This is a genomic window from Sphingomonas sp. S6 (assembly GCF_043498045.1).
Classification (GTDB): Bacteria; Pseudomonadota; Alphaproteobacteria; order Sphingomonadales; family Sphingomonadaceae; genus Sphingomonas.
In genome coordinates this window covers 245,072-259,379 of the sequence record NZ_JBIEOE010000003.1, presented here as the reverse complement: position 1 = coordinate 259,379, position 14,308 = coordinate 245,072, and the positions used below count along the sequence as shown (strand labels likewise).

Below are 14,308 nucleotides of genomic sequence, written 5' to 3'. Positions count from 1 at the left end.
CCACATATCCCGGCCGTTGGCACTCGCGCATCGTGAGTGCCAGATTTTTGTAACACTGACTGAAAAGAGGGACTTCGCAATGAACTTTCGTCCGTTGCATGACCGCGTCCTCGTCCGCCGTGTCGAGGCGGAAGAGAAGACGGCCGGCGGGATCATCATCCCCGACACCGCCAAGGAAAAGCCGCAGGAGGGCGAGGTCGTCGCCGCCGGCACCGGGCTGAAGGCCGAAGACGGCAAGGTCACGCCGCTCGACGTCAAGGCTGGCGACCGCATCCTGTTCGGCAAGTGGTCGGGCACCGAGGTGAAGGTCAACGGCGAAGACCTGCTGATCATGAAGGAAAGCGACATCCTCGGGATCGTCGGCTGATCCGATTTCGTCACCCCAGCGAAGGCTGGGGTCTCCCTGTTACTGCAAGACCCCAGCCTTCGCTGGGGTGACGCACATTTCACGAAAGGGTAGCCACCATGGCAGCCAAGGACGTAAAATTCGGCCGCGACGCGCGTGAACGCATTCTGCGCGGCGTCGACATCCTCGCCGACGCGGTGAAGGTCACGCTGGGGCCGAAGGGCCGCAACGTCGTGATCGACAAGAGCTTCGGCGCGCCCCGCATCACCAAGGACGGTGTGTCGGTCGCCAAGGAAATCGAGCTCAAGGACAAGTTCGAGAACATGGGCGCGCAGATGGTGCGCGAAGTGGCCTCGAAGACCAACGACATCGCCGGTGACGGCACCACCACCGCGACCGTGCTCGCCCAGGCGATCGTGCGCGAGGGCATGAAGTCGGTTGCGGCCGGCATGAACCCGATGGACCTGAAGCGCGGCATCGACATCGCCGTCACCAAGGTGGTCGAGGACGTGAAGAGCCGTTCGAAGCCCGTCTCGGGCTCGTCGGAAGTCGCGCAGGTCGGCATCATCTCGGCCAATGGCGACAAGGAAGTCGGCGAGAAGATCGCGGAAGCGATGGAGAAGGTCGGCAAGGAAGGCGTCATCACCGTCGAAGAGGCCAAGGGCCTCGAATTCGAACTCGACGTCGTCGAAGGCATGCAGTTCGACCGCGGCTACCTGTCGCCCTACTTCATCACGAACCCGGAAAAGATGACGGTCGAACTGAACGACCCGTACATCCTGATCCACGAGAAGAAGCTCAGCAACCTGCAGGCGATGCTCCCGATCCTGGAAGCCGTCGTTCAGTCGGGTCGTCCGCTCCTGATCATCGCCGAGGATATCGAGGGTGAGGCTCTGGCCACGCTCGTCGTCAACAAGCTGCGCGGCGGCCTGAAGGTCGCAGCGGTCAAGGCTCCGGGCTTCGGCGATCGTCGCAAGGCGATGCTGGAAGACATCGCGATCCTGACCAAGGGCGAGATGATCTCGGAAGACCTCGGCATCAAGCTCGAGAGCGTCACCGTCGGCATGCTCGGCACCGCCAAGCGCGTCACGATCGACAAGGACAACACCACCATCGTCGATGGTGCGGGTGAAGCCGACGCGATCAAGGGCCGCACCGAGGCGATCCGTGCGCAGATCGAGAACACCACCAGCGATTACGACCGTGAGAAGCTCCAGGAGCGTCTCGCCAAGCTCGCCGGCGGCGTTGCCGTGATCAAGGTCGGCGGTGCGACCGAGGTCGAGGTGAAGGAGCGCAAGGACCGCGTCGACGATGCGCTGCACGCGACCCGCGCGGCCGTCGAAGAGGGCATCGTCCCGGGCGGCGGCACGGCGCTGCTGTACGCGACGAAGGTGCTCGAAGGCGTCACCGGCGCCAACGAAGACCAGACCCGCGGCGTGGACATCGTCCGCAAGTCGCTGACCGCGCTGGTGCGTCAGATCGCGCAGAACGCTGGCCATGACGGCGCCGTCGTCTCGGGCAAGCTGCTCGACCAGACCGACACGTCGTTCGGCTTCAACGCCGCGACCGACCAGTATGAGAACTTGGTCGCCGCCGGCGTGATCGATCCGACCAAGGTCGTCCGCACCGCGCTGCAGAACGCAGCTTCGGTCGCCGGCCTGCTCATCACCACCGAGGCGACTGTCTCGGAACTGCCCGAGGACAAGGCTCCGGCCATGCCCGGCGGCGGCGGCATGGGCGGCATGGGCGGCATGGACTTCTGATTTGGGACGGGCGGAGCATCGCTCCGCCCGACACCAAATCAGAACGGCCAGCCGGCCGGCTCTGCCGGACCGGTCTGACGTCAAGACAGCGGCTCCGCCGCTGTCCGCCAAGCAAAACGAGGGCCGGGGGCGCAATCCCCCGGCCCTTTGTTTGTCAGCTCGGCAATGCTATTTAGAGGCCATGCGGAAGGACGCGCTCTACAAGCCAATCACGGTCGAGGAGTTCCTCGCCATCGATTTTCCGAGCGATCGGAAATACGAGTTGGTCGATGGCGTCATCCGCTCGATGACCGGCGGCACACCCGCGCATTCGCGGGTGGCTGGTAACATCTTCGCCTTTCTGCATAACAAACTCCGCGGCACCGGCTGTCGCCCGTATAATTCCGATATGGGCGTCCGCGTCACGGACACCGACATCCGCTACCCGGACGTTTCGGTCTATTGCGGCAATCCGGCAACACGAGAGCGGGAAGAGGCGCGCGTCTTCACCGATCCCGTCGTGATCGTCGAAGTGCTGTCTCCCTCGACGACCCGCAACGATGAGGGCGAGAAGCTCGGTCAGTATCGCCACCTGCCGTCGCTCGACACGATCGTCTTCGTCGATCCCGAAACGGAAACGGCTCGCGTCATCCAGCGCCTGGGCCCCCAATCATGGCGTGACGACTTGTTCGCCCAGCCCCACGACGTCATGCTGCCGGCGCTCGACCTGACCATCCCGCACACCGAAATCTTTGCCCGGGACTGACCCCGCAACCCCGCCGCGCCCCGCTCGTTACGCCGGCCATGAACCACGACGCGACCCGCACCGACATTCCCACCGACGGCGCCATCCTCGGCTACGGCCCGATGCTGCCGCTAGTCGCTGCCGGGATCGGCGCATGGCTGCTCCCGCCGCCCTGGCCATTCTGGGCGACCCATCTCGGCATCATCTGGGGGGCGCTGATCCTCGCCTTTATCGCCGGGGTGCGGCGCGGCTTCGGGTTCGGCAATCCGGGGGCATCGAAGCCGGTCGAGATCGCGACCTGCATCGCCTATTTCACGCTCGCCGGTCTGGCGCTGGTCGTCGAACAGGCATCGACGGCATTGCTGTTGCTGCTCGTCGGCTATGTCGCGGCGGGCTTTCTCGATCGCCGCGCCGCGATCGCCGGCAACGCGCCGGCCTATTTCGCGGCGCTCCGGCTGCGCCAGCTGCTGATGGGCGCGGCGGGCATCGCCGCGCTGTTTGCCCGGGCCGTCATCGCCTGACGGCCCGGCGCGTCGCTTACCTCTGCATCGCCTCGATCAGTTTCTTGACGTCCTGACTGCGGCCGCGCGGCACGATCATCACGTCGTTGCCGCACGCCACCACGATCAGATCGCTGACGCCCACCGCCGAGATGCGGACGCCGTCCGATCGGATCAGGCAATTGTTCGTGTCGATCGCCAGCACCTCGCCGCGATGGTGGTTGCCACGCTCGTCGCACGGGCTGATCGCGAGCAGCGCGTCCCAGCTGCCGACGTCGCTCCAACCCATCGCCACCGGCACCACGGCCACGCGATCGGCGCGTTCCATCACCGCATAATCGATCGAATCCGACGGCGACGCCCCGAAGGCGTCCGCATCCGGATAGACCCGCACGCCCTCACGCCGCGCATCGCGCATCGCCGTCTGCGCCGCGGTCAGGATCGTCGGGGCATGCGCCGCCAGCGCGCCCAGGAACATGTCGGCGCGGAACAGGAAGATGCCGCCGTTCCACACATGGTCGCCCGCCGCCAGCATCGCCTCGGCACGATCCCGCGGCGGCTTTTCGACGAAGCGCGCGACGCGATGCACACCCTCGGCCAGTCGGTCGCCGACCTGGATCCAGCCATAGCCGGTTTCCGGCGCATCGGGCGCGATCCCGAACGTCACCAGCCAGCCATCCGCGACCATCGGCATTGCGGCGTCGACCGCGGCGCGGAACGCCTCGACATCCGCGATAACGTGGTCGGATGGCATGACGAGCAGCGCGTCCTCCGCTCCCGCCGCCAGCGCCGCCAGCGCGATCGCCGGCGCGGTGTTGCGACCGACCGGTTCCAGGATCACCGCCTGCGGCTTGGCGTCGGCGGCCGCGAGCTGTTCGTCGATCGCATCGGCATGCCGCGCATTGGCCACGACGATCGGCGCCGCAAACGCCTCGCCATGCGCCCGCCGCGCGGTCAGTTGCAGCATCGTCTCGTCCGCGGTCAGCGGCAGCAACTGCTTAGGCATTTCGGGGCGCGACATAGGCCACAGCCGGGTGCCGGATCCTCCCGAAAGGATCACAGGAACGATCGTCATAAAGGTCAGGAAACTCCCAAGACATCCCCGCTTAGACCAGAAGGGACCGGAAACGTAACGATAATCCTCGCCGCTTGTTCAAGCTTTCTTCGTATTTTTCTGCGACGCCGCTGACAGCCTGTCGGAAAAGCTTACAGGACGGCGTCGGAGGAGCCGGGCATGATCCGCCTGTTCAAGCATTACGTGCCGCATGTCGTGCTGTTGCTCGGCCTGGTCGACGCGATGTTGCTGGTGCTGGCCGGCGAGCTCGGCTGGGTGCTGCGCGCCTATCAGATCGGCATGCACGTCGATCCGATCACGACGCGCCTGCCGCAATTGCTGTCCTTCGCCTTCGCCTTGCAGATCGCCCTGATCGCGGTCGGTGCCTATGGCGTCGCCTCGCTCCTGTCGCTCCGCTTCGCGGCGGCACGGTTGGCGGTCGCGCTGCTGATCGGCGTGTCGTGCCTGTCGATCCTGTTCTTCCTGATCCCGCCGCTGGCGCTGTGGCGGTCGAACCTTGCCTATGCGACGCTGATCGCGGCGGTGTTGCTCGTCATCGTGCGCGGCGTCGTCGGGCGTCTCGTCGGTGGAGACCTGCTCAAGCGGCGCATCCTCGTGCTGGGGGCGGGCGCGCAGGCGAACCGTATCCGCGATCTGGCGCAGCAGCCCGGCGCCAACGTCATCGTCGCCGGCTTCATCGCGATGCGCGATGGCGAGTCGGCGGTGCCGGATGCGATCCCGCGCGGCGCCATCCCCAACCTAGCTGCGCACGTCCTCGACAATCAGGTTGCCGAAGTGGTGCTGGCGCTGGAGGAGCGCCGCGGCGCCCTGCCGTTGCAGGACCTGTTGCGTGTCCGCACCACCGGCGTCGCGGTCACCAACATCTCAAGCTTCCTCGAACGCGAGACGGGGCGGATCGATCTCCGCTCGGTCAACCCGTCGTGGCTGATCTTCTCGGACGGTTTCGCCTCGGGCCGCATGGTGTCGAGCGCGTTCAAACGCGCCTTCGACGTCACCGTCAGCCTGCTGCTGCTCACGCTGACCCTGCCGGTCATCCTGCTGACCGCGGCGGCAATCCGCCTCGAATCGAAGGGCCCCGCCTTCTACCGCCAGCGCCGCGTCGGCCTGTACAACCAGGGCTTCGACATTCTGAAGCTGCGCTCGATGCGCCAGGATGCCGAGGTGCCCGGTCAGGCGGTCTGGGCGGAAAAGGACGATCCCCGCATCACGCGCATCGGCCGCGTCATTCGCAAGGTACGGATCGACGAGCTGCCGCAGGCCTGGTCGGTGCTGAAGGGCGAAATGAGCTTCGTCGGCCCGCGCCCCGAACGCCCGCAATTCGTCGCGCAGCTCGAGCAGCAGCTGCCATATTATGCCGAGCGGCACATGGTGAAGCCCGGCATCACCGGCTGGGCGCAGATCAATTACCCCTATGGCGCATCGATCGAGGACGCGCGCCACAAGCTCGAATACGACCTCTATTATGCCAAGAACTATTCGCCGTTCCTCGACCTGTTGATCCTGTTGCAGACGTTGCGCGTCATCCTGTGGCCGTCGGGCGCGCGCTAGCACCATGGTTATGCTGATCCTGTGGGGGCATGCACTCGCCGCGCTCGGCTTTGCAGCGCTGGCACTGGCCTGGGCGCGTCGGGCGGCGGCGGTCGGCCTGCCCAGTCGCATGCTGGTCGCGGCGCTGGCGGTGACGGCGCTGTGGGCGCTGGCGGTGGCGGGAATCGGCGAAGCCGACCTCGTCACCCGCGTCGTACAGTCGTTGCGCAACCTCACCTGGCTCGCGGCGATGCTGGTGCTGGTCCGGCGGACCGGCGCCGGCGCGGCGGCGGTGTACGCGCTCTACGCAGCGACCGCGACGGTCAGCGCGCTGGCGATCGGGTGCGCATTGCTCGAAACGCTGCCGTTCGCGGCGACGACGCTGGCGACGCTCGCCGACCTGCGGCTGATCGCGCGCATGCTGGCGGCGGTCGGCGGGCTGATCCTGGTCCACCAGCTCGCCTTCGTCGGTCGCGAGCGGGAACGCGGGCGGATCGTGCTGATCGCGGCGGCGATCGCCACCATCTGGGGCCTCGACCTGCTCGTCGCGGCGGCGGACTGGGGCTGGGGCGCGTCGCCCGCCGTGGTGGTGGTCCGCGGCGTCGCCCTGACCGCTGCCACCGTGTTCCTCGCGGTGCCGTTGCAGGCCGATCGGCGCGGCCTGTCGCTGTCGCATGACGTCGCGATGCGGCTGTTCGTCGCGACCGCGATCGCCGCCTATGTCGGCGCGACATTGCTCGCGACGCAGGTCGCCGGCCGCTATGCGGGCGATGCCGCGCGCGTGGCGCAGACCGCGATCGTGCTCGGCGCGACCACGGCGCTGATGACCTTGCTGTCGACGCCCTGGCTGCGCGCCTGGACCAAGGTGAAGGTCGCCAAGCATTTCTTCGACCACCGCTATGACTATCGTGCCGAATGGCAGCGCTTTACCGCAACGCTGGGCTCGCCGGGCGAGGGCGCCGACCCGCTCGACCGCCGCATCGTCCGCGCGATGGCGGAGCTGACCGGATCGCCCGCCGGCCTGCTGCTGATCCCCGCCGGCATGGCCCTTGAGGCAGGGGCGGCATGGCATTGGCCCGAACACCCGCCCGAAGCGGCAGCGGGCGACACCGCGCTCTTCGCCTATCTGTCCGCGACCGGTCGCATCATCGCGCTCGACCAGGTTCGCCGCGGCGACGCACCGGAGGGCGAGGGCGCGGCGGTGCCGGCTTGGATGTGTGCGCAGGACGAGGCCTGGGCGCTTGTGCCCCTGCTGCACGGCACCAGCCTGATCGGGGCGATCCTGCTGGCCCGCCCGGCGGTGGACCGCGCGCTCGACTGGGAAGACCTGGATCTGCTGCGTGTCGCCGGACGGCAGGCGGCGAGCTACCTTGCCGAGGATCGCGCGCATGCCGCGCTCGCCGATGCCGCGCGCTTCGACGAATTCAACCGACGCTTCGCCTTCATCCTCCACGATATCAAGAACATGGTCAGCGGCCTCAGTCTCGTCGCGCGCAATGCGGAGCGGCATGCCGACAATCCCGCCTTCCGCGCCGACATGGTCGAAACCCTCAAGGACTCCGCCGCCCGTATGAACGCGCTGCTCGCCCGCCTGTCGCAGCATCACCGCAGCCTGCCCGAACCCCTACAGCCGGTCGACGTCGCTGCGCTCGCCGCGCGCCTGGCCGGCGCCCGCCGCGCGCAGCACGCGATCGAGGTCGCGGGGCAGGGGACGGCACTGGCGCAGCCCGGGCGGCTCGAACAATTGCTCGGTCACCTGCTGCAGAACGCCGTCGAGGCCTCGCCCGCCGACGCGCCGATCGCGATCGCGATCACGACGGAGGGCGCGCGCGTCGAGATCGACGTGGTCGATCAGGGCTGTGGCATGAGCGCCGCCTTCATCCGCGACCAATTGTTCCGCGCCTTCGCCTCGTCCAAGCCCGACGGCTTTGGCCTCGGCGCCTATGAGGCGCGCGAACTGGCGGCGGCGATGGGCGGCACGCTGACCGTCACCAGCCGCGAAGGCGCCGGAACGCGGTTCCGCATCACGCTGCCGGCCGCGACGGCACTGGAGGCGGCGGCATGAGCGAGTTGCGTCCCGTCCTGCTCGTCGTCGAGGACGACCTGGCACTGCAACGCCAGTTGCGCTGGGCCTATGAAGGCTATGAGATCGTCACCGCCGCCACCCGGGCCGAGGCGATCGACGCGTTGCGCCTCCACGAACCTGCCGTCGTCACGCTCGACCTCGGCTTGCCGCCCGACCCCGACGGCACCAGCGAAGGCTTTGCAACGCTGGCGGAGATGCTGGCGCTGAAACCCGATACCAAGATCATCGTCGCCTCCGGCCATGGCGCCCGCGCGAGTGCGCTGGACGCCATCGCGCTGGGGGCCTGGGATTTCTACGCCAAACCGATCGACATCGACGCGCTGGGGCTGATCGTCGCGCGCGCCTTTCACGTCCACGGACTCGAGGCGGAAAACCGCCGCCTCGCCGCGCGGGATACCGGTCACGCAGGATTCGGCGGCCTGATCTACGCCTCGGATGCGATGGTGAAGGTGGTGCGTACCGTCGAACGCGTCGCGCCGGCCGACGTCTCGGTCATGCTGCTCGGCGCCAGCGGCACCGGCAAGGAATTGCTGGCGCGCGGGCTGCACGAGGCGTCTGCGCGGCGCACCGGTGCCTTCGTCGCGATCAACTGCGCCGCCATTCCCGAAACCTTGCTCGAAAGCGAATTGTTCGGCCACGAAAAGGGCGCGTTCACGGGGGCGGTGAAGACGACGCCCGGCAAGATCGAACAGGCCGCGGGCGGCACCTTGTTCCTCGACGAAATCGGCGACGTGCCGCTGCCGCTCCAGGTCAAATTGCTGCGGTTCCTGCAGGAACGCGTCATCGAACGCATCGGCGGGCGCAAGGCCATTCCGGTCGACACGCGTATCGTGTGCGCGACGCACCGCGACGTCGATGCGATGGTCGCCGGGGGAAGCTTTCGCGACGACCTCTATTACCGCCTCGCCGAGATCGTCGTGCGCATCCCGTCGCTCGCCGAACGGCCGGGCGATGCCGCGCTGCTCGCGCGCGCGCTCGTCCACCGTCATGCCGCGGCGATGAAGCTGCCGGTCACCGGCCTCGCCCCCGATGCGCTCGCCGCGATCGAGGCATGGGGCTGGCCCGGCAACGTCCGCGAGCTCGAAAACCGCATCAAGCGCGCGGTCATCATGGCGGACGGCAAGCTGGTCACTGCTGCCGACCTCGATCTCGTCGCCGCGTCCGACGACGGACTGCCCCTCAACCTGCGCACCGCGCGCGAGGCGGCTGACCGGCAGGCAATCCGCCAGGCGCTGGCGCAGGCGGGCGGCAACATTTCGGGCGCGTCGCGGCTGCTCGGCATCAGCCGCCCGACGTTGTACGACCTCCTGAAAAGCTACGACCTGCATGGCTGATCCGCGCTATCCGATGCTGCGCCGTCGTCGGCGGCGGCGCGGGATGCGGCTCACGCTGCCGACGTTCACCCGTGCCCGCGCGGTTGCGCTCGGGGTCCTCATACTGGTGCTGATCGCAGCGGCCGCACTCGCGCTGCGCCCGACATCGCGCCCAGCGCCTGCCCAGGCGCTTGCCGATGCGCGCACCGCCTTCGGGCTCGGCAATTTCAGCGCCGCACGCAATCACGCGCTCGCCGCGCTGGCTGGCGACCCCGCGTCACGCCCCGCGATGCTGCTGCTCGCGCGCAGCTATCTGCGGCTGGGCGAGGGCGCTGCGGCGGAGGGCACGCTCGCGCGCGCCGGCAAGCTCGGCGAACCGGCGGCGGCGCTCGCCGGACTGCAAGCGCAGGCGCGGCTGTTGCAGGGCGACCCGCAGGGTGCGCTCGATCGCGCCGATCAGGCCGCGGCCAACGATGGCGACGCGGTCCGCGCCCGTGCGCGCGCCACCGCACTCGGCGGCGACGCGGGGCAGGGCGCCCGGCTGCTGACCGACTGGATCGCAACGCATCCCAATGACGCGCTGGCGGTGATGGACTTCGGCCGCATCCGCCTCGATGCCGGCGAACTCACCGGCGCCACGCAGGCGGCGGCGCGTGCGGTGCGGCTCGCCCCCGGCGATCCCGGCCCGCTGACCCTGCAGGCGGAGGTGGTGCGCACCCGCTACGGCCTCACCGCCGCATTGCCGTGGTTCGAGGCGGCGTTGCAGCGCGATGCCTATTACACGCCAGCGCTGATCGGCTATGCCGCGACGCTGGGCGAGGTGGGGCGCAACGCCGATCTGCTCGACGCGGCCCGCGCCGCGCTCGCCGCCCGGCCGGGCCATCCGCAGGCGCTGTATCTGCAAGCCGTCCTCGCCGCGCGCGCGGGCAAACCGGGCCTCGCCCGCGCGATGCTCTACCATGCCGGCGGCGCGCTCGCCGCCACGCCGGGGGCGATGCTGCTTGACGGCGGAGTTGATCTCCAGGCCGGCCGGTACGAGGGCGCGACCGGTACGTGGCGCCGGCTTGCCGAGGCACAGCCCGCCAATTTGGTCGTCCGCCGCCTGCTCGGCAACGCAATGCTGCGCGCGGGCGATCCCGCTGGCGCGCTCGACTGGCTGGGGCCCGCGATCCAGCGTCGTGACGCCGACGCCTATACGCTGACGCTCGCCGCCCGCGCCTACGAAGCGCGCGGCGATCGCCTGACCGCCGGGCAATTGCTCGACCGCGCGGCGCGCGGCGCCGCCGACAGCGCGGGCGGCTTCGCCAGCGACGACACCGTCGGCACGCTGCGCGCCGCGGCGGCGGGCGATCCCGGCGACCCACATGCGCTGATCGAGGTGATCCGCGGCCAGCTGTCCGCCGGCGATACCGCGGGCGCCATCGCCCAGGCGCGTGTCCTCGTTGCGCAAAGCCCCGGCGCGCCGCCCGCACAGCTCGCGCTCGGCGATACGCTTGCCGCCGCGGGCCGCTATGCCGAAGCCGGACCCGTCTACGCGCGCGCCGCGAGCCTGTCGTTCGACGAGGCGACGATGCTGCGACTGGTCGACGCCTGGGGTCGCGCGGGCCGTCCCGAACAGGCGGCGGCGGCGCTGTCGCTGTTCCTCGAACAGAATCCGCAGAACCTGACCGCGCAAGGCCTGCGTGGCCGACTCCAGATCGAGACTGGCGAGGTCGATGCCGGTATCGAGACGCTGGAGGCGGTGCGCCGCATCGCCGGCAACCGCGACGCCGCGTTGCTCGCCGATCTCGCGCGCGGCTATGCGGCGACCGACGACGGCGCAGTGGCCCGCCGCTACGCCCGCGCGGCCTATGCGCTGTCGCCGATGAACCCCGGCGTGTGCGACGCTTATGCGCTCGCCCTCGCCGCGGACGGCGACCTTGCCGGCGCGCGCCAGCTCGCGGCCAAGGCGCTGGCGCTTGCCCCCGGCGACCCGCGTATCGCCGCGCATGCCCGAGCGCTCGCCCGCTGACCGCTTGCGCGCGGCGGATGGCCAAGCCATGACGCACGCCATGGCCGATCCCGCCACCGACCCGCTGCTGCGTATCGCCGCGGCCCTCGACCGCCTGTCGCCCCCGCCGCCGCCGGGCGCCGACCCCGCCGCGCACCCTGCGTATGTCTGGCGGGGCGACGTGCTGGTCGCCGCCCGCGCCTTCGCGCCGCTGTCGCCCGAATTGCTCGTCGGTATCGACAAGCAGAAGACCGCGCTGATCGACAACCTCCGCCGCCTTGCCGCCGGGGCTGCGGCGCAGGACGTGCTGCTGTGGGGCGCGCGCGGCACCGGCAAGTCGGCGCTGGTCAAGGCGGCGGTCGGCGCGGTGCAGGCGGAGGGCGGCGCCATCGCGCTGGTCGAGGTCGCGGCGCTCGACACGCTGCCGCAGCTCTTCGCCCGCCTCGCCAACGTCCCCCGCGCCTTCGCGCTGTTCCTCGACGACCTCGGCGTCGAAGCGCCTGCGGAAGGGCGTATCCTGCGCTCGCTGCTCGAAGGCGGCGCAGAGGCGCGCCCCGCCAACGTCCGCCTGCTCGTCACCGCCAACCGCCGCCACCTGATGCCGCGCGACATCGAGGAGCAAAGCAGCGCGATCAACCCGCGCGACAGTATCGACGACCAGCTCGCGCTCGCCGACCGCTTCGGCCTCAGCCTCGGCTTCCACGCGCTCGACCAGGACGGCTATTGCGCGATCGTCGCCGGCTACGCCGCCCGCTACGACCTGCCCTTCGACGCTGCGGAAGCGATCAACTGGGCCACCCGCCGCGGCAGCCGCTCGGGCCGCGTGGCGTGGCAATATGTCACCGAAGTCGCAGGCCGCCTGGGGCGCAGCCTGCCCTAACTCGAATAAAGATGCCCCCCTTCGTCATCCCGGCGAACGCCGGGATCCATGGACCCGGCGAAACCGGCGAGCGCGGGCGACCTACAAACCGCCCGCAGCCATGGATCCCGGCATCCGCCGGGATGACGAAAGAGGGGAGGCGAACCGTCCGCCACCCCAAACCCCGTCATTCCCGCGAAGGCGGGAATCCAGAACCGCTACCGCTGCGGCGCCTTCACCGACGTCAGCGCATCCGTCATTCCCGCCTGCGCGGGAATGACAGATGCGAACGCGGGTAGCGCGCTACCCCATCCCCTCGACCTGCTCCGCCAGTTCCAGCCACCGCATCTCCGCCGCGTCCTTCTCCGCCCGCGCCGCCTCGATCGCCGCGCTCAGCGCCGCGAAGCGCTTGGGATCGCGCGTGTACAAGGCCGGGTCCGCCATCGCCGCCTCGTCGCGCGCGATCGCCGCGTCCAGCGCCTCGATCCGCGCGGGCAGCTGATCGTAATCGCGCTGGTCCTTGTAGCTGAGCTTCGTCTTCGTCTGCACCGGCGCGGCCGCAACCGGCTTGGGCGCCGCCTTCTTGGCCGCGACCGGGCTTTTGCGCTGCCGCTCCCAATCCTCATATCCGCCCGCGACCACGTCGACCGTTCCCGATCCGTCGAGCCCCAGCGTCACCGTCACCGTGCGATCCAGGAAGTCGCGGTCGTGGCTGACGATCAGTACCGTGCCCGCATAATCCGCGATCACCTCCTGCAACAGGTCGAGCGTCTCCAGATCGAGGTCGTTGGTCGGCTCGTCGAGCACCAGCAGGTTCGATTCGCGCGCAAACTCGCGCGCCAGCAGCAGCCGCGACCGCTCGCCGCCCGACAGCGTCCCGACCTTCGCCTCAGCGAGGCTCGGGTCGAACAGGAACTCCTTAAGGTAACCGTGGATGTGCTTGCGCACCCCCAGCACGTCGATCCAGTCGCCGCCATCGGCCAGCACCTCGCGCACCGTCTTGGTCGGTGCCATCAGGCTGCGCTGCTGATCGATGACGATGCCGTCCAGCGTCTTGGCGAGCTTCACCTCGCCGTCATCGGGCGCCATCTCGCCGGTCAGCAGCTTGAGCAGCGTCGTCTTGCCCGCCCCGTTGCGGCCGACGATGCCGATCCGGTCGCCGCGCGTGACACGCAGGTTGAGGTCCTTGATGATCGCGCGCTCGCCAAAGCTCTTCGACGCATGCTTCACGTCGATCACGACCTTGGTCTTCGAATCGTCCGCCGCCGTCGCGAGGTTCGCCGACCCTTGCGGCCCGATCATCGCCGCGCGTTCGGCGCGCATCTCCTTCAGCTTCGCAAGCCGCCCCTGGTTGCGCCGCCGCCGCCCGGTGACGCCGCGTTGCAGCCAATGCTCCTCGATCTTCAGCTTGGCGTCGAGCCGCTGCGCATTGCGCTCTTCCTCGGCGTACACCTGCTCGGTCCACGCCTCGAACCCGCCGAAGCCGATCTCCGCGCGGCGGATCGACCCGCGATCCATCCAGAGCGTCTGCTTGGTCAGCCGCGTCAGGAACGTGCGGTCGTGGCTGATGACGACGAACGCGCCCTTGAACCGCCCCAGCCATTCCTCCAGCCAGTCGATCGCGGCGATATCGAGGTGGTTGGTCGGCTCGTCGAGCAGCAGCACGTCGGGGTCCTGCGCCAGCGCGCGCACGATCGCCGCGCGCCGCCGCTCGCCGCCCGACGCGGACGCCGCCTCGCGGCTGAGGTCGATGCCCAATTGGTCGGCGATCGCCTCCGCCTCGTGCGGCAAGGGCGCATCGTCGCCGCGCAGCACGTAATCGGCCAGGGTCGCGCAGCCTGCCAGGCTCGGCTCCTGCTCCAGCAGCACCACGCGCGTGCCGGGCACGATCACGCGGCGCCCCTCGTCGGCATCGATCGCACCGGCGATCAGCTTCAGCAGCGTCGTCTTGCCGGCGCCGTTGCGCCCGATCAGCGCCAGCCGGTCGCGTGCGCCGATATGGATGTCGAGGTGGCGGAACAGCCAGCCGTGGCCCTGGATAACGCCAAGGTCTTCGTAAGCGAGAATGGGGGCAGCCATGATGCGCCCGCAGGTAGGCGGCGGCGCGTGTCCCGGCAAGCGTGGC

The 14,308-nt window shown here is 69.4% G+C and carries 11 protein-coding genes; 9 read left to right on the top strand and 2 right to left on the bottom strand.

The annotated features are described in order from the left end of the window. Positions 1–79: 79 nt before the first annotated feature. The 4 genes from groES to ACGVWT_RS06755 all read left to right on the top strand — a co-directional run bounded on the left by groES (position 80) and on the right by ACGVWT_RS06755 (position 3,354). On the top strand, positions 80–367 hold the full coding sequence (gene groES / locus ACGVWT_RS06770) for a co-chaperone GroES (RefSeq protein WP_017977532.1): 288 nt from the start codon (positions 80–82) through the stop codon (positions 365–367). 98 nt (positions 368–465) lie between these two features. Continuing rightward, positions 466–2,109, top strand: coding sequence for a chaperonin GroEL (gene groL, locus ACGVWT_RS06765; protein ID WP_017977533.1), 1,644 nt, complete (start codon positions 466–468; stop codon positions 2,107–2,109). Between the two features lie 181 nt (positions 2,110–2,290). After that, a complete protein-coding gene (locus ACGVWT_RS06760; RefSeq protein WP_315461852.1) occupies positions 2,291–2,854 on the top strand; it encodes a Uma2 family endonuclease in 564 nt (187 codons plus the stop codon). 38 nt (positions 2,855–2,892) lie between these two features. After that, positions 2,893–3,354, top strand: coding sequence for a DUF3429 domain-containing protein (locus tag ACGVWT_RS06755; RefSeq protein ID WP_315461851.1), 462 nt, complete (start codon positions 2,893–2,895; stop codon positions 3,352–3,354). A 16-nt stretch (positions 3,355–3,370) separates the two neighbouring features. Here ACGVWT_RS06755 and ACGVWT_RS06750 read toward each other — a convergent pair whose 3' ends face one another. Beyond that, entirely contained in the window at positions 3,371–4,408 is a 1,038-nt protein-coding gene (locus ACGVWT_RS06750; protein WP_315461850.1) for a mannose-1-phosphate guanylyltransferase/mannose-6-phosphate isomerase, read from the bottom strand. 159 nt (positions 4,409–4,567) lie between these two features. On the opposite strand from ACGVWT_RS06750, the gene ACGVWT_RS06745 reads away from it, so the two are divergent. From ACGVWT_RS06745 to ACGVWT_RS06725, 5 genes are read left to right on the top strand one after another with little or no spacing between them, the layout of a single operon-like run. Continuing rightward, the gene (locus tag ACGVWT_RS06745) at positions 4,568–5,956 is read left to right on the top strand and encodes a TIGR03013 family XrtA/PEP-CTERM system glycosyltransferase (RefSeq protein WP_315461849.1); all 1,389 of its coding nucleotides are present in this window, start codon (positions 4,568–4,570) and stop codon (positions 5,954–5,956) included. 4 nt (positions 5,957–5,960) lie between these two features. Further along, positions 5,961–8,000, top strand: a complete 2,040-nt coding sequence (gene prsK / locus ACGVWT_RS06740; protein WP_315461848.1) for an XrtA/PEP-CTERM system histidine kinase PrsK — start codon at positions 5,961–5,963, stop codon at positions 7,998–8,000. Continuing rightward, positions 7,997–9,355 carry a PEP-CTERM-box response regulator transcription factor gene (gene prsR, locus ACGVWT_RS06735; RefSeq protein ID WP_315461847.1) on the top strand — a complete coding sequence of 453 codons (1,359 nt, stop codon included), beginning with the start codon at positions 7,997–7,999 and terminating at the stop codon, positions 9,353–9,355. Before prsK ends, prsR begins: the two co-directional genes overlap by 4 nt. Beyond that, on the top strand, positions 9,348–11,345 hold the full coding sequence (locus ACGVWT_RS06730) for a tetratricopeptide repeat protein (RefSeq protein WP_315461846.1): 1,998 nt from the start codon (positions 9,348–9,350) through the stop codon (positions 11,343–11,345). The genes prsR and ACGVWT_RS06730 overlap by 8 nt, the downstream gene beginning before the upstream one ends. A 28-nt stretch (positions 11,346–11,373) precedes the next feature. After that, positions 11,374–12,204, top strand: a complete 831-nt coding sequence (locus ACGVWT_RS06725; RefSeq protein WP_315461845.1) for a DUF815 domain-containing protein — start codon at positions 11,374–11,376, stop codon at positions 12,202–12,204. Between the two features lie 282 nt (positions 12,205–12,486). On the opposite strand, the gene ACGVWT_RS06720 is transcribed toward ACGVWT_RS06725, so the two are convergent. Continuing rightward, positions 12,487–14,262, bottom strand: coding sequence for an ATP-binding cassette domain-containing protein (locus ACGVWT_RS06720; RefSeq protein WP_315461844.1), 1,776 nt, complete (start codon positions 14,260–14,262; stop codon positions 12,487–12,489). Positions 14,263–14,308 lie beyond the last annotated feature (46 nt).